General features: G+C 62.7%; 23 protein-coding genes. 14 read left to right on the plus strand and 9 right to left on the minus strand.

Annotated elements, in window-relative coordinates; genetic code table 11:
- Positions 1-16: 16 nt before the first annotated feature.
- From GA566_RS07920 to GA566_RS07940, 5 genes are all read right to left on the minus strand, one after another.
- Positions 17-496 carry a hypothetical protein gene (locus GA566_RS07920; protein ID WP_008648465.1) on the minus strand — a complete coding sequence of 160 codons (480 nt, stop codon included), beginning with the start codon at positions 494-496 and terminating at the stop codon, positions 17-19.
- On the minus strand, positions 489-2,783 hold the full coding sequence (locus GA566_RS07925) for a hypothetical protein (protein ID WP_237380094.1): 2,295 nt from the start codon (positions 2,781-2,783) through the stop codon (positions 489-491). The genes GA566_RS07920 and GA566_RS07925 overlap by 8 nt, the downstream gene beginning before the upstream one ends.
- A gap of 26 nt (positions 2,784-2,809) precedes the next feature.
- A complete protein-coding gene (locus tag GA566_RS07930; protein WP_237380096.1) occupies positions 2,810-4,405 on the minus strand; it encodes a site-specific integrase in 1,596 nt (531 codons plus the stop codon).
- Positions 4,345-5,562: a tyrosine-type recombinase/integrase gene (locus tag GA566_RS07935; RefSeq protein WP_008648470.1), complete on the minus strand. Its 1,218-nt coding sequence runs from the start codon at positions 5,560-5,562 to the stop codon at positions 4,345-4,347. The genes GA566_RS07930 and GA566_RS07935 overlap by 61 nt, the downstream gene beginning before the upstream one ends.
- Before the next feature lie 248 nt (positions 5,563-5,810).
- Positions 5,811-6,749 carry a LysR family transcriptional regulator gene (locus GA566_RS07940; RefSeq protein ID WP_160472420.1) on the minus strand — a complete coding sequence of 313 codons (939 nt, stop codon included), beginning with the start codon at positions 6,747-6,749 and terminating at the stop codon, positions 5,811-5,813.
- Positions 6,750-6,869: 120 nt separating this feature from the next.
- Here GA566_RS07940 and GA566_RS07945 point away from each other — a divergent pair, with 120 nt between their 5' ends.
- Both GA566_RS07945 and GA566_RS07950 read left to right on the plus strand, forming a co-directional pair.
- On the plus strand, positions 6,870-7,622 hold the full coding sequence (locus tag GA566_RS07945) for an SDR family NAD(P)-dependent oxidoreductase (RefSeq protein WP_160472422.1): 753 nt from the start codon (positions 6,870-6,872) through the stop codon (positions 7,620-7,622).
- A 184-nt stretch (positions 7,623-7,806) separates the two neighbouring features.
- A complete protein-coding gene (locus GA566_RS07950) occupies positions 7,807-8,058 on the plus strand; it encodes a DUF4148 domain-containing protein (RefSeq protein ID WP_202126672.1) in 252 nt (83 codons plus the stop codon).
- Between the two features lie 78 nt (positions 8,059-8,136).
- On the opposite strand, the gene GA566_RS07955 is transcribed toward GA566_RS07950, so the two are convergent.
- The 3 genes from GA566_RS07955 to GA566_RS07965 form a co-directional block, all read right to left on the minus strand.
- Positions 8,137-9,054 carry a LysR family transcriptional regulator gene (locus GA566_RS07955; RefSeq protein WP_137928577.1) on the minus strand — a complete coding sequence of 306 codons (918 nt, stop codon included), beginning with the start codon at positions 9,052-9,054 and terminating at the stop codon, positions 8,137-8,139.
- A 103-nt stretch (positions 9,055-9,157) separates the two neighbouring features.
- A complete protein-coding gene (locus tag GA566_RS07960) occupies positions 9,158-9,616 on the minus strand; it encodes a hypothetical protein (protein ID WP_160472425.1) in 459 nt (152 codons plus the stop codon).
- Between the two features lie 159 nt (positions 9,617-9,775).
- Positions 9,776-10,618: a class II glutamine amidotransferase gene (locus tag GA566_RS07965; RefSeq protein ID WP_137928575.1), complete on the minus strand. Its 843-nt coding sequence runs from the start codon at positions 10,616-10,618 to the stop codon at positions 9,776-9,778.
- Between the two features lie 141 nt (positions 10,619-10,759).
- Between GA566_RS07965 and GA566_RS07970 the strand changes: the two genes are divergently transcribed.
- Positions 10,760-11,974, plus strand: a complete 1,215-nt coding sequence (locus GA566_RS07970) for a putative DNA modification/repair radical SAM protein (RefSeq protein ID WP_160472426.1) — start codon at positions 10,760-10,762, stop codon at positions 11,972-11,974.
- Entirely contained in the window at positions 11,971-13,470 is a 1,500-nt protein-coding gene (locus GA566_RS07975) for a UdgX family uracil-DNA binding protein (protein ID WP_202126673.1), read from the plus strand. The genes GA566_RS07970 and GA566_RS07975 overlap by 4 nt, the downstream gene beginning before the upstream one ends.
- A gap of 384 nt (positions 13,471-13,854) precedes the next feature.
- Here GA566_RS07975 and GA566_RS07980 read toward each other — a convergent pair whose 3' ends face one another.
- Entirely contained in the window at positions 13,855-14,376 is a 522-nt protein-coding gene (locus tag GA566_RS07980) for a BON domain-containing protein (RefSeq protein WP_160472428.1), read from the minus strand.
- Positions 14,377-14,582: 206 nt separating this feature from the next.
- Here GA566_RS07980 and GA566_RS07985 point away from each other — a divergent pair, with 206 nt between their 5' ends.
- The 10 genes from GA566_RS07985 (at position 14,583) to GA566_RS08030 (ending at position 25,025) form a co-directional block, all read left to right on the plus strand.
- Positions 14,583-15,518, plus strand: a complete 936-nt coding sequence (locus GA566_RS07985; RefSeq protein ID WP_160472429.1) for a LysR family transcriptional regulator — start codon at positions 14,583-14,585, stop codon at positions 15,516-15,518.
- A gap of 67 nt (positions 15,519-15,585) precedes the next feature.
- Positions 15,586-16,566, plus strand: a complete 981-nt coding sequence (locus GA566_RS07990; RefSeq protein WP_137928610.1) for a tripartite tricarboxylate transporter substrate binding protein — start codon at positions 15,586-15,588, stop codon at positions 16,564-16,566.
- Between the two features lie 41 nt (positions 16,567-16,607).
- Positions 16,608-17,861 (plus strand): CaiB/BaiF CoA-transferase family protein, encoded by a 1,254-nt coding sequence (locus tag GA566_RS07995; protein WP_137928611.1) that lies wholly within the window; start codon positions 16,608-16,610, stop codon positions 17,859-17,861.
- On the plus strand, positions 17,858-18,652 hold the full coding sequence (locus GA566_RS08000) for an enoyl-CoA hydratase/isomerase family protein (protein WP_160472431.1): 795 nt from the start codon (positions 17,858-17,860) through the stop codon (positions 18,650-18,652). Before GA566_RS07995 ends, GA566_RS08000 begins: the two co-directional genes overlap by 4 nt.
- Before the next feature lie 244 nt (positions 18,653-18,896).
- Entirely contained in the window at positions 18,897-19,820 is a 924-nt protein-coding gene (locus GA566_RS08005) for an ornithine cyclodeaminase family protein (protein WP_160472433.1), read from the plus strand.
- A 97-nt stretch (positions 19,821-19,917) separates the two neighbouring features.
- Positions 19,918-22,296 carry a DNA polymerase II gene (locus GA566_RS08010; RefSeq protein ID WP_160472435.1) on the plus strand — a complete coding sequence of 793 codons (2,379 nt, stop codon included), beginning with the start codon at positions 19,918-19,920 and terminating at the stop codon, positions 22,294-22,296.
- Between the two features lie 126 nt (positions 22,297-22,422).
- Positions 22,423-22,725, plus strand: a complete 303-nt coding sequence (locus tag GA566_RS08015; protein ID WP_160472436.1) for a transposase — start codon at positions 22,423-22,425, stop codon at positions 22,723-22,725.
- Positions 22,722-23,375 carry an IS3 family transposase gene (locus tag GA566_RS08020; RefSeq protein ID WP_370459281.1) on the plus strand — a complete coding sequence of 218 codons (654 nt, stop codon included), beginning with the start codon at positions 22,722-22,724 and terminating at the stop codon, positions 23,373-23,375. The genes GA566_RS08015 and GA566_RS08020 overlap by 4 nt, the downstream gene beginning before the upstream one ends.
- On the plus strand, positions 23,363-24,739 hold the full coding sequence (locus tag GA566_RS08025) for an IS30 family transposase (protein ID WP_160472234.1): 1,377 nt from the start codon (positions 23,363-23,365) through the stop codon (positions 24,737-24,739). Before GA566_RS08020 ends, GA566_RS08025 begins: the two co-directional genes overlap by 13 nt.
- Positions 24,723-25,025, plus strand: a complete 303-nt coding sequence (locus GA566_RS08030) for an integrase core domain-containing protein (RefSeq protein ID WP_160472438.1) — start codon at positions 24,723-24,725, stop codon at positions 25,023-25,025. Before GA566_RS08025 ends, GA566_RS08030 begins: the two co-directional genes overlap by 17 nt.
- The last annotated feature ends 43 nt before the right edge of the window (positions 25,026-25,068 follow it).

A 25,068-nucleotide genomic window follows, 5' to 3' on the forward strand; every position in this document is an offset into this window, starting at 1 on the left:
TTCAGCGTCGCCGCGCTTAGTTCCGGCGTTTAGGATTCTCAGGCATCGCGACGATTGCCGCTTCGGGTAGGGCGCCAAGTTTTGCAAGCTTGTCCCGGGCGTCACGATACTGCTCGTAGAATCTGGCCCACTTGCTGAATCCGCCCAGCTCACCAACGGCACGTAGCATTGCGAGGTGGGAAGCCGTCAGCAATTGCACGGTGGCTTCAAGCTCCGTAATCCTGAGGTCCTTGTCGGCAAGCGTCGCGGCCATGTCAGCGCCAGGTCGCTTGGCAGCGCGGCCACGCCAGCGCCGGTATTCCGCTTGGCGCTGCTGATACTCGGCAAGCAGCCTGCGGCGTGACTCGCTGCGGGTGATCGACGACGCTGCCTTGATGGACGGATGCAGCCGGGCGACGGCGCGCGCCGAGATGTCCTCGTCGTCGGTCAGCAACAGCTCAAGAATCTCGCGCATTTTCCCATCATCGGCCGACGCCGCTTCATTGGCTTTATTCATCAAGTATTCCCTGTTGTCGGGGCAAGGAGAGGTCAATGCCGTCGGGGAAGGGACGGTCGCCCGGCCGCGTTTTGAGCAGCCCTTGTACGCCAGTCAGCCGTTTTTCCGCGTGGTCGAGCTGGTTTTGCCAACCAATGCTGATCGATGGGCGGGCCTTGATCGTTTCCACGGCGAGCTTGAGCTGACCCTCGAGCCGGATCAGGTTCCGCCTGTGCTCCGGCAGGTCAGTGGCCGAGAGGTGACGACAGTCGGCAAAGCATTCCAGATGCTTGGCGCACGGATCGACCGTGAACGAGTTCAGGCAGTGCCCATAAGGGGTGGCATGGAATCCGTCCGCTTCGGCGCGCAGGTACTCGTATGCGGCCGCGTCGCCCTCCGTTTTCTGGATGCGCCGGAAGGCATCGACGATCGGACCGCTTGCCTTGCCACCCTTGATGAGTCGGGCAACCGTGCCGGCTTTTTCGCCGAGGAGGATCTCGACGTCCTGTGGAATTTCAATCTGGTCAAGATCCTCCGCCAGGCTGCGATGGTCGTATTCATAGCTTTGTGCAACGCTGCGCCGGTTGAAGCGCTTTGAGATGATCGTGTCGGCAACGCCAAGCCGGAACAGCTCGGTGTTCTGCATGTGGCGCAGCATGTGTGCCTCGATCTTCAAGGCCCGGTCTTCGTCAGTCTGTCCGTACTTTTCAAACAGCGTCGGCAGTTGCTTTGCGTCACCCAGTGACTGTCCGATGAACGTAGGGTCTGGTCGGTTGACCGACATGTAGCGGGTCACATCGCAAAGCCCGTCGTCGCGTTCCTCGGCCACGGACCGTTTGGGCTGCACGAACAGTAACTCCCAGGGCCCAACGAACCCAGTGGCCAGCGGAAGCCGCATGGTGTCGGATATCTTCGTTGGCGTCGTGAACCGCATATGCTCCTCGAGCTCGCCAACGTGCAAGTACGCAGCGTGCCACTCCATTCGCTTTACAAGGCTGATCGGCGAGCCATTAGCGTATCGGAAGCGCATGCTTGTCTTGCCTTCACGCATCGCCTTCACCAGACGATTCCCAAACACGTAGACAGACATGTCGAGGGTCAGTGTGCCATTTCGCCACAGCGCACACTGGTGGTCATACAGTTCATCAAACACTGACGGATCGAGGCCATCGCGGTAGCGTTTTATGAACGGATCTCGCTCAATGCCTAGCCAGAACGGGTTGCCTGCCAGACGGGTGTAAAGCTCGATGACAGGTACGAGACTGTCGACCGGATACCATGGCAATAGTCGCTCCGTCTCACATTGCAGTTTCAGCGTCGCGCGGAGCGGTTCTGTGAGCTTGGCTACACGGTCGAGTGTCTCTGTCAGCAACGCCCGGAACATTTCCGGGACCGGCTGAGCGCTTTCAAACAGGACGCGACTGTCCGTTTCAGCGTCCTGCTGCTTTTCCGCAAAGTGGCGGACCATCAAGGATGTCGAGATGCCACCGGACTCACCGGCTGGACGACCCTTCGAGTCCAGATACGTCCGCTCACGCTTCCAGTCGGCCGGCAGCAACGCAACTTCCCCTGCACGCATGCCGGTCACGATCAGAGTGCGCACTGCAGCGAATCGCAGCTCGTCCATGAACGTGCGTGGCCGTTCGGTCATCACGATGCGGGTCAGCTCCCAGAACGCCCGGCGCTCAGGCAGGCGTTCGCCGCGCTTGCGAGCCTCCAAGTCGGCCCGTAGTTCATCCTGCGACCAGGTATGCTTTGCCTTGCTCGTACCTTTTACTTGCATGCGCGGCACAGCTAGCGACGAGTACAATGGGCCCGCATCGCAAATGTGTTGACCATCAAACACCGTCTTGACGATGCCGACCACCTGATCCCCCAGTTTGCCGGTCGCCTGACATGCTGTTGCAATACGAACAGCCGCACGCAGATCGTCGGCGGTCAGCTGCCACGGGGCCTTGTCCACGCACGTAGCGAGCACCCGCAATGGACGCGCGATGCTATGTGCCACATACCGCGTGGTGTTACGCCTGAACAGCAACTGTTCAGCCACCGCTGCTTTAATCAGGTCTTGCCACGAGACAGCCAGCGCTCGCCGGGGCAGTGGCATCAGGCCACGCTCGACGCGCTCTGCATTGACGATAGCCAGCGCCTTCGCCTCAGCGCCGAGATCTCGCAGGTAGTGGTTTGGGGGTGGCACGTCACCGGTAACCGCCGTCAGATTCCAGCCGACACCGTCACGAGCAGTGCCTGCCTCGTCCAGAGGTATGTCCCAGTGCAGGCCCTTTTCACGGACGAGTGCCTTGCCCAACTCGATGAAGGCAGAGTAGTGTGGGTTCATCGGCGCTCGCCTTCCAACTCGTCGATGACCGCCTGTATTTCGGCGATCGTGCGCTGCAGTTGCAGGTAGGCCGGCGATTGGGCATCACCACGAGAACTCTGCTCGAAGAGCAAGACCACTTCACGCATTGCGGCCAGCACACTCTCGTGCATCGTTTTGTCGTGCAAAGGCATAAACTTCCTGCACCCGTAGCACGACGTCACCGGATTGTAGGGGCAGGCTGGTTGCCCCGACGTGCAGCCGCCGATGCCGGCGATCGGGATGCCGTGAGGCACGCCGGCGATCTGCTGTTCTCCCTTGAGCTGGGTGAGTTCTTCCGGGGAGATGAACCGATCGTGCGCGATCTTTGCCACCCGCCGGTATATATCTGACGCGCCGAGTGCTCTGTTGACCCGTTCCGCGTGAGAGGCTGATGCCGCAAAGTACACCAGCCCCGTCCGTACATCGGAATGCCCCATGAACTCGGCGAGTTCTTCGTGGCTTGCACCAGCGTCAACGAGGCGTTGGGCTGCCGTATGACGAAGGTCCATCGCGCAAGCGCCGTCCCCGATGAGGCGTTCCATGCAGCGGGCGATGCGAGAGCCGGCCTCATGATTGGAACTGACGTCGAAGACGCGATCGCTCGCGTCACGACCTTGCAAATCTGCATAGGCGACCAGGGCCGTGAACAGCACCGCCCACTCCTGTTTCACACGACGGACCATCGGCCTTTTTCGAAGCCTTCCCCGCTGCTTGACCATGAGAAACGTGAGGTGAACGGCCGGTTCGCCGCGGGGCTCTGTCTGCCAGACCCGTACATCACGCATCGTCAGCATCGCGACCTGAATTGGGCGCATGGCGAACTGATAGGAACAGAGCACCATCGCAGCCTCGCAAAGCTCGTCGTGCGCGATGCCTGACCAGCCTCGGGCCCTCACGAGGTCCGACGTTTCGTCCAGGTAGCGAACGATTACGGCTTCTTCATCAGCACTCAGGAAGACATCGCCCGACCGCACACCGGCATATGAGTCCGACGCGGGGCCGGGCAGGGCAGCGCTGACATAGGTCAGATAGGACTCGGACCACCCGTGCTGGCGATGTCTGCATAGCAGCCGCAGAACCGCCTTAACGAAACGATAGGCGTGAACCGGCAACTGACGGGCGCGCAGCGCCATCCATATCGTTGATATGCGGGTTGGGCCGGCTGCAACAACGCGGTCGACGTCATGCACATCGAGATGCATTGCTGCGATCAATACATTGAAGCAGGTCGAGATATGCAAGTCTTCGCCCAACAGGAAGACCAGTAGATGCTTCTGCACAGCGCCGTAGACAGCAGGATACCGGCCAAAGTCGAGCCGGGACATCCGACCATTGATGTGAAGTCCGAAGACATCTGTCTGACGGACTGCCGGGATGGAGCGGAGTTGGTCGTCGAAGTCGTCGTAGTAGCGTACAACGGGCGGTAGCTCCGGCAGTGACGCCACCATGCTTTCGAGCACCGATGGCTCGGCTTGCCCACGAAGCCGGGATGGGAAGGCCTCCAGCATGATCAGCGTCCCTGCGGCAGCGCGCGCAGCAAGGCCACACGATCGTCGAATGCGTCGTTCCATACGCTCGCGAGTCGGCTTTCAAAGACAGCCCTAGCATAGCGCGACGGCATGTCCGACTCTTTCGACCATCCGAAGAATGTACGCAGTTTCTGCAGCGCTTCGGGCATCGAGTCGCCTCGCTCCAGCAGCTGGTGAAGCCGCAATACGGCGCTGGTGTGCCGGAGGTCGTGGCAGGTGACCGACTTCTTTCCGGTGCGGTCGTGCAGTTCCTGCAGCACATCCGTAGACAACGCTTTCGATATCGTTGTAAAGATCTTCGTCAACGACTCTGTGGAAAGAGGGCCGCCAGTCTGGGCGCTTAACATGAACGAATGGGAAGGCCGGCCCCGGTAATTTTCGCAATAGATCTGCACCAGGCCCGCCGTTGCGTCGCTGACGGGAATTTGCCTGACCGAATGGAGCGTTTTGATGCTGGGTTTCGAGTAACGGCTGTCGCTGCCAACTTCTTCATACTCGTTTTGCCGGACGTTCAGCCAGTACCTTGTCCGGCCAAGTTCGCGGTCATAGCTGCTCTTGATGGCGTCTGCTGGCAGCAGCAAGAGTTCGCCGCGGCGCAGACCCTGATGCAGCATCAGCACGAAGGCGATGAAGACCCGCCAGCGGGTGTGCGCGCGCTGGAAGGGATTGGCATCCGATTCCGGATCCAGGATCTGATAGAGATTCTCGACCACGCTGGAGGGCAACGACCGAACGGTCTCGCTGCGGGCACCTTGGCGAATGTGAAGCTGACGGTAAAGCGTTGATAGTCGGTGGATGCGCGCCTCGATCTGTCGCATCTTCGCGTCCGCCGACTTCGACAGCCATGTGACCACCGATGTCACGAATGCCAGTCCGGTCTGCCACCGGTCCTCATTGCTGCGAGTGGCAACAGGCTGATTACGCAGACTCACGAACCACGACTCGAGAATGTCCGCAAGCCGGGCATCGTCAAGGTCGGATAGCGCGTCATCCAGCGCATTCGCTTTGAATGACCGATCCGCATGCTCATACAGGTTCTCGATGTACCGCAGCCGCATGGTCTGCGTGGACGTTGCCCATTGCGCACCCGCGATGACCAGCCAGACCGCGGCCCAGTACCTGGGCATGTGGTTGCTGTCGACCAGCGCAACCCCCCGGAGCGCCCGTGGCACGGCGGCGGCGCTGACCTGAACGAACATAAAACCTAAACCCACAACAAAACGCAACGGCGAAAGATACCATAAAAGCACTTTTCCGTTGCGGTATCTGAAGTCTCCGTGCCGTCCCACACGCAACACTTCAGAACATACCAACAGTGGCAAGAATAAGCATTATGTTAAATTAGATGTGCAGCTGCGAAGCCCGAACGGACTGGACCCAGCGGCGTCGACGCTAGCCAGTCACGCACCCCGCTTGCGGACATCAGGCCAGATCGCAGCGGAAACCCCTATCTGGAAAGCAATGTTGTGTCGCGCTGCCCAACCCACGCGGGCGACGACAGGTGTTTGGCAAAGTAGTCCATCAGTGCCGTGATTCTTGCGGGTCTGGCGCGGGCCGAGGGGGTGACGAAATACAAGCCGCCCCGCGTCAGGTGCCAGCCATGCAGGAGCGTTTCCAGCCTTCCATCGGCCAGATACTCACCGGCCATGAACTCGGGCAATTCGGCAATGCCCTCGCCTGCGAGCAACATGGGCAGCAGGGCCTCGGAGTTGGTCACGCGCAGCGGGCCAACGGGCGTCACCGGATGTTCTTCGCCTGCGTCGTTGACGAAGCGCCATACATCGCTGCGCGCCCGGTACGCATAGGAAAAACAAGGTCTTGCTTCAAGGTCGCGCGGATGGGTCGGGCGGCCAGCGCGTTCCAGGTAGGCCGGGGCCGCCACGACGATCTGGGAAACCGGGCACAACTGCCGGGCGACGAGCGAGGAATCCGGTAAGGCAGCGATACGCAGCGCCGCATCGAACCCTTGCGCCACGATGTCCACCGTGGCATCTGACAGATGCAGATCGATCGACACTTCGGGATAGGCTTCGAAGAATCCTGGTAGCAACGGTGCCACCCATCGGACCCCGAACGACATCGGCACCGCCAGCCGTATCAGCCCACGCGGCTTGACCGACAGTTCGCGTGCGACGTTCTCGGCTGCTTCTGCCTGCCGATAGAGATTGCCCGCCTGCTCCGCAATCGTGGCACCGAACTCGGTCAGGGCCAGGTGCCGGGACGTGCGATTGAGCAGGCGCCCGCCCAACCGCTCCTCCAGCCTTGCCACCCCGCGCGATACCGTCGCGACGGAGACTCCCATCGTACGCGCCGCCGCAGCGAACGACCCCTCCTCCGCCACCTTGCCGAACATTGCCAGCCCTTCGAAATCCGGAAGCTTCGTCATTTCATTTGTGCAACGATGATTTGCGATCGATTCTATTTCGAAATGATGCGCGCGTCGATATTCTTCTCCCATCGCATCACCCTTTCAGAAACCTCCGAAACCAAACCAAGGAGAAACATCATGACCGGCAAGCTCGCAAACAAGATTGCACTCGTCACCGGCGGCACGAGCGGTATCGGCCTGGCCACGGCCAAGCGCTTTGCTGCCGAGGGGGCTTACGTCTATGTCACGGGCCGCCGCCAGGCGGAACTCGATGCTGCCGTTGCCGCGATCGGCAACGCCACCGGTGTCCGCGTGGATTCGTCGAAGCCTGAAGAACTGGATGCGCTGTACAAGCAAATCCGCGCAGAGAAGGGACGCCTCGACGTACTGTTCGCCAACGCCGGCGGCGGCACGATGGTGCCGCTGGGCGATATCACCGAAGCGCACTACCACGACACCTTCGACCGCAACGTCAAGGGCACGCTGTTCACCGTGCAGAAGGCGCTGCCGCTGCTGTCCAAAGGCGCATCGGTGATTCTGGCGGGATCAACCGCGACCATTGAGGGCACGGCCGCGTTCAGCGTCTATTCCGCATCGAAGGCCGCCATCCGGGCCTTCGCGCGTAGCTGGATTCTGGACCTGAAGGATCGCGGCATTCGCGTCAACACGATCAGCCCGGGGGCGACGCGCACGCCTGGTCTTGTGGAGCTGGCCGGTCCGGATGCCGCGCAACAGCAGGGTCTGCTGGACTACCTCGCATCGCGCATCCCGATGGGCCGCGTGGGAGAACCCTCGGAAATCGCCGGAGCCGCCCTCTTCCTGGCTTCGGACGATGCAAGCTTTGTGAACGGCGCCGAACTGTTCGTGGACGGCGGCCAGGCCCAAGTCTGAAGCCAGCCGGCAAGCGACCGCGGCAACTGCCGATGGTTGCTTGCCTTCCCGTGCCGAGCATGGTCCTGTCCTTTAAAGCGCAATCCCGTTACATCGCTGGAATAAATCGACAGGCATCGGCGTCTACCTATCAAGCACATCGAAACCGACGTGCTGCGATCTCAAACCACAAATGGAGTCAATCATGAAGACGAACCACACCCTGCGCAACGTTGTCGCTACCCTTGGCCTTGTCGTCGCCGGTCTTTCTGTTTGCCACGCGCACACCACGGACAGCAGTCAGGGACTGACCCGGGCACAGGTGCAAAGCGAACTGTCCGCGCTTGAAAAGCTCGGCTACGATCCGCATCGCGAAGGCAACTACCCCGCTGACCTGCAAGCCGCCGAAGCGCGCCTCGCCGAGCAGCACGCTAACAACGTAGTCGCGACGAAGTGAAGCAAGGGAAGTCTGCAAGACGCGCCGGGAGAGTGAGGACCAGTCGCTCATCCCGGCATTTTTCCATCGACTGAATTCTTACTGTGGCCATCGCCACGCCGGTTCGGACAGATGCTCGGCAAAGAAGTCTGACACTGCACGAATCTTTGCCGGCTTGCTCCGCGCAGATGGGGTGACAAAATACAGTCCGCCCCGCGTCATGTTCCACTCCGGAAGAATCCTTTCCAGGCGTCCATTCGCCAGGTACTCTCCAGCGATGAACTCGGGCAACTCTGCAATGGCAATGCCCTCCAGCAAAATGGGAACCATCGCTTCGGAGTTTGTGACGCGAAGCGGGCCGGATGGCACCACCTCCTCTTGATATCCACTGTCGTGCGTGAACTGCCAGACCTGGGTGCGTGCCCGATACGCATAGCTGAGGCACTTTCGCACGGCCAATTCGCGGGGATGGGATGGGCGTCCATGCGTTTCAAGATAAGCTGGCGACGCCACGAGATATTGCGTCACCGAGCAGATCTTGCGGGCGACCAGCGAGGAATCTGGCAGCGAAGCGATGCGCAACGCCGCATCGAAACCCTCCGCCACAATATCCACCGTTGCGTCGGACAGGTGCAGATCCAGAGACAACTCCGGATACTTGTCCATCAACCTGGGGAGTATCGGAACCACCCAGCGAAGACCAAAGGACATCGGAATTGCAATGCGCACGCGTCCGCGTGGGTTCTCGGACAGTTCCAGGGCTTCATGCTCTACCACTTCGGCCTGCCGATAGATTTCCGCGGCCTTGGTGGCCATCTGATGGCCGAATTCGGTCAGCGATAGCTGGCGTGAGGTCCTGTTAAGAAGCCTGCCGCCGAGGCGGTCTTCCAGCCTGCTTATCGCCCGGGACACCGTCGGCACCGACACATCCATGACTCTCGCGGCGGCGGCAAACGAGCCCTCCTCCGCGACTTTGGCAAACATCGCCAAACCTTCGAAATCGGGTAACTTGCTCATTCTGCTTGCGCACCGTGACGATGCCATGGCTGCGACGCCGCCACGCATGACGCGCGCAAGGCGCTACGCATCGTCCGGTGCTTTTTACTTTTTTCTTGTGGCGTTACCTGGCGGGCGGGAGGTAGCCGCCTGTGCGGTCCAGAATATCGCTGCCTTCGTTCGCCATGGCTTCCGCGAGCTTCATGGTCGCAACCATGATCAAGGACTGCAGCATCGCCATCTGGGTTTCCATGGATGCGACCATTGCCGCCTTCTCGCGCTCATCGCGCTGTTCCGACTGCACGGCTTGCAAGTGTTCCCGCAATTCGGCGAGCTGCTTCTGCATCTGCTCGATCTGAGCCTTGATCGAATCGGCAGTTTCCGACTGTGCGGATTTCTTTTCGCCGCTCGCTCCGGCCTCCGTTCCCTTCACTTCAGACGGTCGCTCGGTGTCTTCCACACCAGGCGCCTGACCATCGGCATCATTCGCTGCAGTCTGTGCAGTCACTGGTTCGGACTGCGGAGGAACCGACGTGTATCTCGGCGTTGAATGAATCTGCGTGATGCTGCCTATCTGGCTCATGGCGCGAAGCCTCAGTCATGGTTGTTAGCGCCGAAAGCATAACGTTGCCAATTCCCTATCGAAACACCCGCTTCAGAAAGTCAACGTTTCAGAAATGAAACGGCAAGGCGCAGCAAGGGCAGACCTGCTCGATATTCCTGTTGCGCGCCCTCACGCCCTTCAGGCCAGTTCCGGCACCCGTGGCTTGAATCGTTGCCGCTCGATGGCGCCGCCGCGCGCCATGAGAATGGTGGATTCCGGGATTTCTTCCCAGACGTCCTGAACATCGATCAGCGGCTCGGACAGGACGAGGAAGGCATCGTCGCCCGCCGCGATGATGCGTGGATCGTCAGGATACAAGGCACGCAATTGCCGGAATGACGTGCTGTGGAACAACGAACGAGAGGCGCCTTCGCTGGAGTAACGCACGGCAACGATCTGCTTGCCGTCGGTGACGCAGACAGTCATGTTCAATGGATGCTGCACGTCGCAGCGCCGCGCCACTTCCTCGATCAACCCTGCCATCTGCTCCAGCGCCCCGCGCGGATCACGTTCCAGGCCGAAGGTCAGGGCAAGGAAGAACATGACTTCGGAATCGGTCGATCCTTCAATCCAGCGAAACAGGTGAGGCGCCACCGCCAGCATCAGCTCGCGGCGCAATTGCGGGTACTCGCGGATCAGGCCGTTATGGACGAACAGCCATCGGCCGAACCGGAACGGATGGCAGTTGGTTTCCTGCGTCGGCGTGCCGGTGGCGGCCCGCACATGGGCCACGAACAGCGGCGCCCTGACTGCCCGCGCCGTCTCGCGCAGGTTCGTGTCGCTCCATGCGGGGTGCAGGCAACGATACCGGAATGGCAACTCCGAATGCCGCCCATACCACCCCACGCCGAACCCATCGCCATTCGTAGTGGTATGTCCAAGCCGCGCATTGAGGCTCTGGTCGATCAACGAATGTTCGGGCTGAAACAGCACGGCTTCCAGCGGCACGGAACGGCCCGAATAGGCCAGCCAGCGGCACATGATGCCCCTCCTCTACTGTCTTGGTAACGATATCTTCACTTCCAGAATAGCAAGCATGGCCGTTTCGTGAAGTAGGAAAACTGGAGATTGCGCTATGACGCAGGTCACGTAGAATACTGTACATCCATACAGTATTCAGTCATGGAACTGCTCAAGAAACTCGAAATCCTGGCGGATGCGGCGAAATATGACGCATCCTGCGCCAGCAGCGGCGCCCCGAAACGCGATTCGCAAGGCCGTGCCGGGCTGGGCGCCACCACGGGCGCCGGCATCTGCCACAGCTTCACGCCGGATGGCCGTTGCGTGTCGCTGTTGAAAATCCTGCTCACCAACTTTTGCCAGTACGACTGCCAGTACTGCGTGAATCGTCGATCCAGCAACGTGCCGCGTGCCCGCTTCGCGCCGCGCGAGGTGGTGGACCTGACGCTGGAGTTCTATCGTCGCAACTATATCGACGGGCTGTTCCTGAGTTCGGGCATCATCCGCAGCGCCGACTACACGATGGAGCAACTGGTACAGGTGGCGCGGACGCTGCGGGACGAACACCAGTTCCGGGGCTACATCCATCTGAAGACGATTCCCGACGCCGATCCGCGCCTGATTCGTGAAGCCGGGCAATACGCGGACCGACTCAGCGTCAATATCGAGCTACCCACCGACGCCGGCCTGCAGCGCCTGGCGCCAGAGAAGAACGTCCATACGATCAAGCGGGCGATGGGATCGATCCGGTTGGCGCAGGAGGAAGCCGAGGTCGAGAAAACACCCGCTGCGGCGCGTGCCCCGGCGGGTCAAAGCACCCAGATGATCGTCGGCGCAGACGAGGCTGACGACCGCACGATCCTGCAGACCGCCCAGACGCTCTACGGCGCCTACAAGCTCAAGCGGGTTTATTACTCGGCGTTCAGTCCGATCCCCGACAGCCCGTCTGCCGTGCCCTCGCAGGCGCCGCCGTTGCTGCGCGAACATCGGCTGTATCAGGCCGATTTCCTGTTGCGGGGTTACGGTTTCCGGGCCGAGGAACTGTTCCAGGCCGGCGGCGACCTGCCGCTCGACATCGATCCGAAACTCGCGTGGGCGCTGGCGCATCGCGAATCCTTTCCCGTGGATCTGAACCGTGCGCCGCAGCGTTTGATCGCCCGCGTGCCCGGCATCGGCATGCGGAACGCCAGGCGCCTGGCGGAGTTGCGACGCACGCGGGCCATCCGCTATCAGGATCTGATCCGGCTGCGGTGCGCGATGGATACCGTGAAGCCGTTCGTGGTCACGCAGGACTACAAGCCCGCGCTGGCCGAGCCCACCTCCGAGCAATTGCGCCGCGCCTTGGCGCCCGCGCCACAGCAACTGTCTTTGATATGAGCGAGATCGCGCCCGCCACCATCAAGGACTACGCCAGTTGGCGCGAGTGGGCGCTGCGTGCGCTGGCGCAGGGCTTGCCGCCAGAAGCGGTGACGTGGGATGCCGGTGGTGAAGCTTCGACTTCCACGCCGGGACAACTGTCATTGGGTATGGACGCCGCACCGGCCGTTGCTGCCAGCCACTCAGGCGCCGCGATTCAGGCCGTACGGATTTCCAGGGAACTCGCCGCCCTGCTCCGCGACGCCGCACAGCATCGCGCGGCCCAGCGCTGGGCGTTCCTGTATCGGGTGTTGTGGCGATGGGCACAGGGCGACCGCGCGGTGGCATCGGCCGCCGATGAGGATGGCGCGCGGCTCTACGCCATGGCCAAGGCCGTGCGGCGGGCGCAACACGACATGATTGCCTACGTGCGTTTTCAGGAGCGGCGGCCGGACATGCGAGTCGGCGCGGGCGATGACTTGCCTCAATACCTGGCGTGGTACGAGCCCGACCACGATGTGCTGGCGTACGCGGCAGGACATTTCGCGCGACGGATGGGCGAGGCCACGTGGTGGATCGGCACGCCGGACGGTGCGGCAACCTGGGATGGCCGCGAGGTCCGCTACTCGGCCGCCCCACCCGATCCGGGCGCCTTCCGCGCCGGCGCGGACCAGATCGAGCCGCTCTGGATGGCGTACTACAAGAACATCTTCAACCCGGCTCGCCTCAACGAAGCGGCCTTGCACCAGCACATGCCCGTTCGTTTCTGGAAGGGCCTGCCCGAGGCCGCGCTGATTCCCGCCATGATTGCCGACGCACGAAACGGCGCGCAGCGCGTGGGGCAGGCGGCGACGGTCGGCAGCATGCGCGGCAAGCAGGTGGCAGTGGATGCTGCACAGGCCCTGCCCGTCCGCCCGGTGCCGACTTCGCTCGACCAGTGCCGGCGTTGCGATCTCTGGCGCCACGCCACCCAGGCGGTGCCCGGGCGTGGTCCCGATACAGCGCCGATCATGGTGGTGGGCGAGCAACCCGGCGATCAGGAGGATCTCTCGGGCGAGCCGTTCGTGGGTCCGGCTGGGCAGGTGCTGGACGCGGCGCTGCGTGGTGCGGGGGTGTCGCGCGACAGCCTCTATCTGACCAATGCCGTGAAGCATTTCAAATGGATGGCGCGCGGCAAGCGGCGCATGCACAAGACGCCGGGACAGCGCGAAGTAGAAGCCTGCGCGCACTGGCTCGACGAGGAACTGGCGCGCGTGCGGCCTCGCGTCATCGTCACGTTGGGCGCGACGGCGCTGGGCGCGGTGGTGCGGCAGAAGATCCGGCTCGCCGACGCCATGGCCGCCCCGATGCGGCTAGGCGATACGTGGATCGTGGCGACGTGGCATCCCTCGTATGCGCTGCGAATTGATGGCCCGGACGCGCGCGCCAATGTGAAAGCAGAGATCGAGGCGGCACTGTCGCAGGCCATGCGGCTGGCCGAGCGGGAAACTTTCCGGGCGACTGAGGCGTCGGAGTAGTTTCCGCTTTTGCTTTCAGGAACACGATGAGAAAGTCACTTTCCGGCGCGCTTGCCGCGCTTCTGCTGCTGGCCGCGATGAGCGGGTGCGCGTCACGGACGGGGTACGACGATGGAAAATCCGGGGTGACGGCTTATGGGGTGGTGGATGTTGGGGTGAGTGTGGAGCGGTGACGCGTATTCTCACGCTACTCACTTGCCCCCTCTCCCGCGCTACCGGTTTTCTCCCCTCTCCCGCATGGCGGGAGAGGGGCGGGGGTGAGGGCAAGCGGTACAAATTGCGACTGGTCGGCAAGCAGAGCCTCCTACCCTCACCCCCAACCCCTCTCCCACTTCGCGGGAGAGGGGAGCCGCATAGCCAAGCGGGTTTCATAGGCGCCTCGCCTCAACCCACCTTCACCTCACTTCGAATCTCGCACCTTGCCAGACTCTCTCGCGCCACGCGTTCGACCTGCTCGCGCGTGGCTGCGTCGCGCACCGTTCCGTGCAGCGTGCAAACACCATCCGAAAAGTCTGCCGTCACCACGCCGGGATCGACGAGGGTGGCGAGTTGTTCGTCGAGGACTTCGCGCCGCTGCAGATCGCTGAGTGGCGCCACGGCGTCCATATCGTTGTTGTTGTATTGCCCCAGCGATGCCGGACCCGGTACCGGCCGCGTGCCAGTGACCAGCGGTTCGGGCGCAGCCGAGCCTGGCGCCACGCCGTACATGCCGTAGCGCTCCACGCCATCAGGCTCTTTACCGCCATGCGGCACATAGGGTGTATCGGGCAGATTGTCATGGCTGGCCGGTTTGACCGCGCCGGACGCCTCACTCACAGGCGCCTCCGGCAGGTTGTTGCGATCATCGCGTACGGCGCTATGGCCGCCGTAGTGGTAGTCCGTCAGCGTGGGCTTTTGCGTGGCCATCTGAAAACTCCTTTCGAGCGGTTGTCGTCATCGGGCATGGCGACGCATCGACCGTGCCACCCCGCCAGATCCTTGCGTGGCAACGGATTGCACGTCGTCAGTCGCGTTTTCAGCCGGTAAATCCTGCATTGGGGTCGTACCGGACATTCAGCGGGGAGGTGCAGGAGTAGACTCTCAGCACCTTTCAAAGGACGTGCCCGCCCCCCGTGAATACCCAGCCGCCCCGCCCTGCCCGCCTGCATTTCGACCTGACCACCGTCCAGCTATTTATCGCCGTGGCCGAACTCGGCAGCATCACGCGCGGCGCCGAGCGCTTGCACCTGGCCGCCGCAGCGGCGTCGCGGCGCGTGCTCGAACTGGAAGGCCAGCTTGGCGTGGCCTTGTTCGAGCGCCTGCCGCATGGCATGGCGTTGACCGAGGCGGGCCGTGCGCTGTTGGCGCACGCGCGCGGCATCACGCATACCGTGCAACGCATGCAGGACGACGCCGCGTCTTATGTGGGCGGCGATCTCGGTGTGGTGCGTGTGGCGGCGCCCAAGTCCGCCGTGATCCAGTTCATGCCGTTCGATATCCAGCGCTGCGCCGCCGTTTGTCCGGGCGTGCGCGTGGACCTGCAGGAGATGAACAGCCAGGAAGTCCAGCAGGCGCTACGCCGGGGCACGGTCGATATCGGCATCTATGAGGGCAGCCTTGGCATGGTGGACCTGCCGATCGAACCGTATCGCACGGATCGTCTGGTGCTGGTGGTGGCCAAGGGACATGCGCTGGCGCGCCGACGCAAGGTGACGCTCGACGATGTACTCGACTGCGACCTGATCACGCTGGGCGAGAGTTCTGCGATTTCGATCATGCTCGACCGGCTGGCCGAGGAAGCGGGTCGTGTGCCCCGGATGCGCATGCGCGTGGGCGGCTTCGACAGCATTGCCGCCCTTGTGGCGCAGAGCCTGGGCGCGGGCGTCATGCCGGAGGCCATCGCCGCCGTCATCGCGAGCGGCAGCCATTTCGTGCGCGTGCCGATTGCCGAGCCGTGGGCGGAGCGTGAGTTCGTGCTGTGCCACCGCCCGCCCGATGCGCTGTCGTCGGCCGCGCTGAGCGTGCTGGCGGTGCTTGCGCAAAATGCGAAACCAGAATCCCCCAAATAACGATAGCCCGCGCTGCCCGCCGCGCCCATGATGGGATCCATAACGATTCCCATATTGGAGACACCTCATGCAGCGCAGACAGTTCATCCTCGGGGCAGCGGCTGGCCTGGCCCTCCCCTCGCTGGCCCTCCCCAGCCTGGTCCGCGCCGCCGATATCAACGGCCCGGTCCGCATCGTGGTGGGTTTTGCGCCCGGTGGCGGCACCGATGTGCTGGCACGCGTGATCGGCCAGAAGCTCGGCATGATGTGGAACACCAGCGTCCTCGTGGAGAACAAGCCGGGCGCGACGGGAGCGATTGCCGCCGCCTACGTGGCCAAGCAGCCGCCGGACGGCACCACGCTGCTGATGGCGCACGTGAACAGCCACGCCATCGGTCCGGCGCTGCTCGACGTCAAGTACGACCCCGTCAACGATTTCTCGCCGATCTCGATGGTAGGGGTAACCCCCAACATGCTGACGTGCCGGCCCGAGCAGAAGGTGCGCTCGGTGCAGGATATCGTCGCGCTCTGCAAGAAGAAGCCGGGCCAGATCTCGTTTGGCTCGTCGGGCATCGGCTCTGCCCAGCACCTGGCGCTGGAACTGTTCCGCATGCAGGCCAAGATCGACGTGGTACACGTGCCGTACAAGGGATCGGGCCCGCTGATTGCCGATCTGCTCGGTGGCCAGATCGACTATGCGTTCGACACGATGACTGCGGCCACGCCATTCATCGCGCAGGGCAAGGTCATCGCCATCGCCCAGACGCGCCTGAAACGCGCGGCCAGTCATCCCAACGTGCCGACGCTGGCGGAATCCGGGTTTCCGGGTCTGGATGCGGCGTCGTGGTACGGGCTGGTCGGTCCCAAAGGCATGTCGCCCGCGCTGGTGCAGCGCATGAACCAGGATGTGAACCGCGCGCTGGCCATGCCCGACGTGGCCGAGAAGCTCAAGAGCTTCGGCGCCGAGGATTCGGGCGGCACCAGCCAGCAGTTCGGCGCGTTCATCGCGTCGGAAGCCGCCAAATGGGGCAAGGTCGTCAAGCAGGCCGGCGTCAAGGCCGAAGTCTGACGCGCCCTCCCCCAGAACATGCATTGCCACGGAATTCAACGATGACGCCATTCAATACCTCCGCCGCCTCCACGGGTTCGACTTCCGACGCACAGGCGCGTCCTCTGCCGCTGGCCGGCGTGCGCGTGCTCGACGTGTGCCAGGTGATGGCCGGCCCCTATGCCTGCATGCTGCTGGCCGACCTGGGTGCCGACGTGATCAAGATCGAGCCCCCCGATGGCGGCGACCAGACGCGCAGCGCCATGGGCTTCAAGATGAAGGGGCCGGACAGCATGGGCTTCCTGAACATGAACCGCAACAAGCGCAGCGTCACGCTCGACCTCAAGACCGAGGCTGGCCGCGAGGTACTGTACAAGCTCGCGGAGTCCGCCGACATCCTCGTGGAAAACTACCGTCCCGGCGTGATGAAGCGGCTCGGCATCGACTACGAGACGCTGGCCGAAATCAACCCGAAACTGGTCTATGTCAGCATCTCTGGGTTCGGCCAGTCCGGTCCGTGGGCCAAGCGCCCGGGTTTCGACCTGATGGCGCAAGCCATGTCCGGCGTGATGAGCGTGACCGGCTATCCCGGCGACGCCCCAGTGAAATGCGGCGTGCCCGTGGCGGATATCGGCTGCGCGCTGTTTGCCACCTACGGCATGCTGGCCGCGTACATCGGCGCCAAGGAAACCGGCAAGGGCCAGTACGTGGACGCATCGCTGTTCGACTCGGCCATGGCGTTCTCGATCTGGGACACCTCGGAGTACTGGGGCACGGGGCGCGAGCCCGAGCCGCTGGGTACGGCCAACCGCATGAGCGCGCCCTACCAGGCCATGAAATCCGCCGATGGCTATTTCGTGATGGGCGCCACCAACCAGAAGCTCTGGCAACTGCTGTGCAACACGCTGGATCGCGCCGATCTGCTGGCCGACGAACGATTCGCAACCGTGGCGCTGCGGCTGGCTAACCGGCTGCCGTTGATTGCCGAACTCGAGCGCACCTTCACGCAGAAGACCAGCGACGAGTGGATCGAATCGCTGCTCGAAGTAGGGATTCCGGCCGGGCCGATCCTGACGTATCCGCAAGCGTTCGACAGCGAGCACGGCAAGCACCGCCAGATGCGCATCGAGATCGACCATCCGATCGAAGGCAAGGTCCCGAATATCGGCTTCGCGGTGAAGATGGGCGGCACGCCGCAACAGGTACGTCGCCATCCGCCGCTGCTGGGCCAGCACACCGACGAGGTACTGACCGAACTCGGCATCGCACAGGACGAAAAAGAGGCGCTGGCCGCAGCCGGCGCGTTCGGCGCATGAGCGGCGATCAGGATACTGGCCGTGTGAGCCTGTTCGTCTCCGGGCAGGTGGCCACGCTGACCTTCGACCGCCCCGCCGCGCGCAATGCGATGACGTGGACGATGTACGAGCAACTGGGCCAACATTGCCGCGATCTGGCCGGCGACGGCGGCGCGGGCATCCGCGTGGTCGTGATGCGGGGCGCCGGCGGCGAGGCATTTGTGGCCGGCACCGACATCGCCCAGTTCAAGGCGTTCCAGAGCGGCGACGACGGCATCGACTACGAAAAACAGATCGACGCAGGCATCGGCCTCGTCGAATCGCTCCCCATGCCCACCGTCGCCGTGGTCGATGGCTGGTGCGTAGGCGGCGGCCTGGCCATCGCCACCGCCTGCGATTTCCGCATCGCCACCCCCAATGCCCGCTTCGGCGTGCCGATTGCCCGCACGCTCGGCAACACGCTCTCCGCGCTGAACCTCGCCAAGCTGCGCGCGGCATGGGGCTTGCAGCCCGTGCGCCGCATGCTGCTGCTGGCGCAGATCCTCGATGCCGACGCAGCGCTGGCCTGCGGATTCCTGGAATTCGTGCGAACCGCCGAAGACATCGACGCTGAACTGGCTTCGCTCTGCGACCGCTTGGCGAAGCTCGCACCCGTCACGCAAGCGGTCGTCAAGGAAGCTCTGCGCCGCCAAACCGTCGAGGCCGTGGCGGATACCGACGATCTGGTGCGCCGCTGCTATGGCAGCCAAGATTTTCGGGAGGGGGTGGAGGCGTTTGTGGAGAAAAGGCCGCCGGGGTGGCGGGGCTACTAGTCGCGAAACCTAGTCGCGAAACCATCCGCGCTCTGTTTCCATGTCTTTCCATCACACTATTGCGATAAGTTTTCTTATCGCAATAGTGTTGTCATGGATGGCAACTGCGATGTGGGGAAACGCTCTTCCCCATACCCCCAGGACATACTCCCCGACAAATAGTCATTAGACGGCGCGGCACAATCCGGAAACAATCGGCGCTTTCGTTGCGGCATGCAGCGCCATTTTTCGACCGAAGTAGCCCATGACACTGATTACCGATGAGCAGGTCCGTCAAGTTCTGACGATGCGCGAGAGCAGCCAGGTGGTGCGCGACGCGTTTGTTGCGGCGGCGCGTGGGCAGGCGGTGACCTTGCCGCGCACCCGCACCAGTCTGGATCACCTGACGCTCAGCGTCATGGGCGGCATCGTGGCCCCCGCCGGGATGTGTGGGGCGAAGGTGTACTCGACGAACGCGGGGCAGTTCGATTTCGTCGTCGTGTTGTTCGATGGTGCAGATGGTCACTACGTGGCGACGATCCAGGGCAATGCGTTGACGGAGTTCCGCACGGCCGCCACCACACGCGTCGTGATCGAGGCGCAATTGCCGCCGAAGGGCTCCACGCTGGCGATCTTCGGCACCGGCGTCCAGGCCAGGGCGCACCTGGCCACCATGCTCGAACTCGATGTCTTCCGCCGCGTATTCATCGTGAGCCGGGGCGATGGTGCGGCGATGGCGGCTGCGTTTGCCAAGTCGCATCCAGAGGTCGAGTTCAAGACTGCGGACGCCATCACGGCGGTGCCGGAATCCGATGTCGTCATCACCTGCACGCGTAGCGCGACGCCGCTTTTCGACGGCAACCTCCTCAAGCCCGATGCGGTGGTGGCGGCCATTGGATCGAGCAAGCCGCAAACGCGGGAGATCGACGATGTCACGCTGCAACGTGCGGCGCGCATTGTCGTCGAGCACAAGGAGCAGGCGCGCAAGGAGGCCGGAGACCTCGTCATGGCCCAGCCCGGCGTGGTGGATTGGGATCGTGTCGTGGAAATTGGCGATGTGCTGACCGGCGATGCGTCGGCCATCGGTGCGGCACAGGGGATTCGGGTGTACAAGTCGGTTGGCGTGGGCCTGGTCGATGTCGCCCTGTCCGCGCTGGTTTACAAGAAGATTGCCGCCGCGAAGCCGTAAGCACGCATGGGGAGCGGTCCCTTTCTGCAGGAGTTCGGCGCCGGCCCGCATCCGGCGCTAGAATCGCGCCAGAAACAATTCCCCAAGGTTTTCCAGCGTGCCCCTTCAGCAGGGTTTCATCCTGACCCGTCACTGGCGCGACACACCGGCGGGCACCGAGGTCGAGTTCTGGCTCGCCACCGACGATGGCCCGCGCCGGCTGCGTCTGCCGCCGCAGCCTTCGACCGCGTTTATCCCCGTGGCCCAGCGTGCCGCTGCCGAAGCGCTGCTGCGCGGTGAGCGCGATGTCGAGTTGCGCGAGCTGCCGCTGCAGGATTTCCAGCATCGACCAGTGCTGGGCCTCTACTGCCACCAGCATCGGCAACTGATCCAGATCGACCGCGCGCTGCGCGATGCCCGCGTGGATGTCTACGAGGCCGATGTGCGGCCGCCTGAGCGCTACATGATGGAGCGCTTCATCACCGCGCCGGTCTGGTTCGACGGCGAGGCCGGTGCCGATGGCGTGCTGCGCGATGCACAGATGAAGCCGGCTGTCGGTTATCGACCGCCGCTGCGGCTGGCGTCACTCGATATCGAGACCAATGCGTTTGGCGACCTCTATTCGATTGCATTGGAGGGTTGCGGCCAGCGGCAGGTCTACATGCTCGGGTCTGCGCAGGAGGATGCCGATGCGGTGAATGAAGGCATCGACTTCGCGCTGAAATACTGCGACACACGCCAGCAATTGCTCGAATGCCTCAACGACTGGATGGCCGCGCATGATCCCGACGCGATCATCGGCTGGAACCTCGTCCAGTTCGATCTGCGCGTGCTGCGCGAGCATGCCGCCAAGTTCCGGATTCCGCTGCGGCTGGGCCGGGGCGGCACCGAGATGGAATGGCGCGAGCACAACCAGCAGCAGCACTACTTTGCGGCAGCGCCGGGGCGGCTGATCATCGACGGCATCGAGGCGCTGCGTTCCGCCACGTGGAGCTTCCCCTCGTTCAGCCTGGAATCGGTGGCGCGCACGCTGCTGGGCGAAGGCAAGGCCATCGACAATCCGTACGATCGTATGGACGAGATCGACCGGATGTTCGCGCAGGACAAGCCTGCGCTGGCCCGCTACAACCTGCGCGATTGCGAACTGGTGACGCGCATTTTCCACGCCACGGAACTGCTGCCCTTCCTGCTGGAGCGCGCCTCGGTCACCGGCCTGCCTGCCGATCGCAATGGCGGCTCGGTGGCGGCTTTCACCCATCTGTATATGCCGATGATGCATCGGCAGGGCTTTGTGGCGCCAAACCTCGGTGACAAGGCGCCCGAGGCCAGCCCCGGCGGCTTCGTGATGGATTCGCGCCCGGGCCTCTACGAATCCGTGCTTGTGCTCGACTACAAGAGCCTGTATCCGTCGATCATCCGCACGTTTCTGATCGACCCAGTCGGGCTGATCGAGGGGCTGGCACACCCTGACGACACCGATTCGGTGCCCGGTTTCCGGGGTGCGCGATTCTCACGGACCAAGCACTGCCTGCCGGCCATCGTCGCGCGTGTGTGGCAGGGTCGCGAAGCGGCCAAGCGCGAGGGCAACAAGCCCCTGTCACAGGCGCTCAAGATCATCATGAACGCGTTCTATGGCGTGCTGGGATCGAGCGGCTGCCGCTTCTTCGATCCCCGGCTGGCCTCGTCGATCACGATGCGCGGGCACGAGATCATGCGCCAGACGCGCGAACTGATCGAGGCCCGCGGCTACGAGGTGATTTATGGCGACACGGACTCCACGTTCGTCTGGCTGCGCCGCGCGCGCGCCGAGGAAGACGCCGCGAGCATTGGCCGGAGTCTGGTGGCGTACGTGAACGACTGGTGGCGCGACCATCTCTGGCAGACCTACGGGCTGGAGAGCGCACTCGAACTGCAATTCGAAACGCACTACCGCCGCTTTCTGATGCCGACGATTCGCGGTACCGACCTCGGCAGCAAGAAGCGCTACGCCGGCCAGGTCATGCGCGCCGACGGCAAGGCCGAGATGGTTTTCAAGGGACTGGAAACGGTGCGCACGGACTGGTCGCCACTGGCGCAGCAGTTCCAGCAAACGCTCTACGAGAAGATCTTCAATCGCGAGCCGTACCAGGAATACGTGCGCGACACCGTGCGCCGCACGCTGGCCGGTGAACTCGATGACCAACTCGTCTATCGCAAACGCCTGCGCCGGCAACTGGGCGACTACCAGCGCAACGTCCCGCCCCATGTACGCGCCGCCCGCATCGCCGACGAATACAACGAACGCCACGGCCGGCCCCGTCAATACCAGCGCGGCGGCTGGATCAGCTACCTCATGACCCTGGCCGGTCCCGAACCACTGGAAACCCGCGCCGCGCCCATCGACTACGACCACTATGTTACGCGGCAACTGCAGCCCATCGCGGATGCGATCCTGCCGTTTCTGGATGATGATTTCGAAAGGTTGCTGAGTGGGCAGATGGTGTTGTTTGGGGCATAGACGTCTTGCCCTCGCCTGTTTGGTTTTCTCCCCTCTCCCGCTACGCGGGAGAGGGGTCGGGTGTAGTGGTCCAATAAACCTGGACACCTCAAAAGGTAGACTTCGAGTCAACTGGAGAGGTGAAAAATGGCACGCAAGGGCTTTACGGAAGAGTTCAAGGCTGACGCCGTGAATCTGGTACTGGAGCAAGGCTATTCGGTTACGCAAGCGGCCAAGGCGCTCGGCGTGGGTGAGACGGCGCTAAGACGCTGGCTTGGCGACCGGCAGCCGAAGGCAGCGCCGGTGGTTGTTGGACCGGCGAACATGTCGCCAGACCAGGCGCGTATCCGCGAGCTGGAGAAGCAAGTGGCACGACTCGAACGGGAGCGTGACATCCTAAAAAAGTCCACGACCTTCTTCGTCAAGGAACTCGATCGCAATACGAAGTGATCGAGCAGGCGGAGAAGGTCTGGCCGGTGGCGGTAGTGTGCAAGACGCTTGGCGCGCCGCGCAGTAGCTACTATGCGTGGAAGGCTCGGCGAGCCAGGCCCGACATGCAGAGCGAGGCGCTCGTGGATAAAGTCAGGCAGATACACGAGGAATGCGGTCAAAGCTATGGGACGCGCCGCATGTCTAAAGAGCTTCGCCGCGCGGGGCACAAGGTGGGGCGGCATCGGACCAGGAGCCTGATGCAGCAAGCGCAGGTGACGGTGCAGCGCAAGCGGCACCACTACTACTCGAAAGGCGGCAAATCCTCGGCTATCGCACCGAATCGGCTGAACCGGCAGTTCACGGTGTCGCTACCCAATCGGGTGTGGGCGGGCGATATCACGTTCGTGTGGACGCAGCAGGGATGGATGTACTTCGCTGTGGTGATCGATCTGTTCTCGCGTCGAGTGGTCGGCTGGGCATTCTCGGCGTGCGCCGACACCAGCCTGGTCACACGAGCACTGAACGTAGCTCTCGGCAACCGAAGGCCAACGGATGGATTGCTGTTCCATTCGGATCAGGGCAGTCAGGGCGGATTCAACCGGTCGTCGCAACACCTTTCACCAAGGAGGTGTTTATGGGACGACCAGCGGGATGGATGCAGAAGCTGACAGGCCGAGGAGTGATGCGGTCGCCAGGTGCACCATCGCATCGGCGTGAGACCGAGCGGCGATTTTGGGAGCAAATCGCGACAGGGGTTACCAGTGAGAAGGCTGCAGAGGCGGTTGGCGTGTCGCAGGCAGTAGGCACGCGATGGTTCCGGCATAGTGGCGGCATGCCACTATTTATGTCGATCCCCATATCCGGTAGGTACTTGTCGTTCCAGGAGCGAGAAGAGATTGGGTTACTTTCGCTGCAAGGCATTGGAATACGCGAGATCGCGCGCCGGATCGGACGTAGCCCGTCAACGGTCTCGCGGGAACTGAAGCGTAACGCCGCGACTCGTGGCGGCAAGCTCGAGTATCGGGCGTCGGTTGCACAGTGGAAGGCGGAACTGGTTGCCAAAAGACCCAAGCCGTCGAAACTGGTAGCCAACCCGCAGCTGCGCCGCTATGTGCAAGAGCGTTTGGAGGGCAAGGTACGTGCTTCGGATGGGGGCGAGATCTCTGGGCCTCGGCCATCGCAGTTCAAAGGGAGAAACAAACCGCATCGAGGTGACCGTAAATGGGTCCATGGCTGGTCGCCCGAACAGATTTCCAACCGGCTGCAGATTGACTTCCCGGATGAGGAATCCATGCGCATCTCTCACGAAGCCATTTACCAAGCTCTCTATATCCAAGGCCGAGGCGCTCTCAAGCGCGAACTGGTCAGTTGCCTGCGCACCGGGCGGGCATTGCGCGTACCGAGAGGCCGGGCACAAGCCAAGACCTGGGCGCACGTTAGCGAGGATGTGATGATCTCCAGCCGTCCTGCAGAAGCGGAGGATCGTGCTGTGCCGGGGCATTGGGAAGGTGACCTGATCATCGGCCTGAACCGCTCCGCAATCGGGACGCTGGTCGAACGATCAAGCCGATTCACTATGCTTGTTCACCTGCCTCGAGAGGAGGGTTACGGACTAATCCCCAGGACGAAGAATGGCCCTGCGCTGGCCGGCTACGGAGCTGTCACGATGGCAAATGCACTGAAGAGGACTGTAGTGGACTTGCCTCGCCAGTTGTGGCGATCATTGACTTGGGATCGTGGCAAGGAACTCTCCGATCATGCTCGCTTTACCGTTGAATCCGGAGTGCAGGTATTCTTCGCCGACCCGCACAGTCCATGGCAGCGTGGCACGAACGAGAACACGAACGGGCTCCTGCGACAGTACTTCCCGAAAGGCACCGACCTATCACGGTGGAGCGCTCGAGATATCCAAGCCGTTGCCAATGCACTGAATACTAGGCCGCGCAAGACGCTTGGTTGGAAGACACCCGCAGAAGCCCTGGAAGAGTATCTAAAATCTGCTCAACAATCTGGTGTTGCGACGACCGGTTGAATCCGCCCAGTACTCAAGCCTGTCGTTCCAGGCCAAGCTGCAGAAAGAAGGCATTACGCCAAGCATGAGCCGGGCGGGCAACTGTTGGGACAACGCGGTGGTAGAACGATTCTTCTGTGCACTCAAGGGCGAGCGCATCAGGGACCGTGCCTACCGCAATCACGCGGAGGCGAAGGCGGACATCACGGACTACGCGTTGTTCTTCTATAACCATCGCAGGCTTCACTCGGCGACGCAAGACATGCCGCCGGCCGAGTACGAGGCTTTAAAGAGTAGGTCTGCCTGAAAAAGTGTCCAAGATTACTTGACCACTACAGGGGGAGAGGGCA

Source organism: Cupriavidus sp. SW-Y-13, from assembly GCF_009793345.1.
In the GTDB taxonomy this organism is placed as follows: Bacteria; Pseudomonadota; Gammaproteobacteria; order Burkholderiales; family Burkholderiaceae; genus Cupriavidus.